The organism is Lentilactobacillus sunkii DSM 19904 (assembly GCF_001435575.1).
Taxonomy (GTDB): Bacteria; Bacillota; Bacilli; order Lactobacillales; family Lactobacillaceae; genus Lentilactobacillus; species Lentilactobacillus sunkii.
Window position 1 is genome coordinate 1 of the sequence record NZ_AZEA01000074.1, and the last position, 242, is coordinate 242.

At 46.7% G+C, this 242-nt stretch carries 1 rRNA gene; it reads left to right on the plus strand.

Features of this window, described 5'->3' with window-relative positions:
* Positions 1-10 precede the first annotated feature (10 nt).
* Positions 11-242: ribosomal RNA gene (locus tag FD17_RS12955) — 23S ribosomal RNA — on the plus strand; the annotation flags it as partial.

Sequence of the window (242 nt, forward strand, 5' to 3'; positions counted from 1 at the left end):
GTGATGTACAGGTTAAGTTAAAAAGGGCGCATGGTGGATGCCTTGGCACTAGAAGCCGATGAAGGACGGGACTAACACCGATATGCTTCGGGGAGCTGTACGTAAGCTTTGATCCGGAGATTTCCGAATGGGGAAACCCAGCAGCTTTAATCAGCTGTTACTATATGGTGAATTCATAGCTGTATAGAGGTAGACGTGGGGAACTGAAACATCTCAGTACCCACAGGAGCAGAAAGAAATTT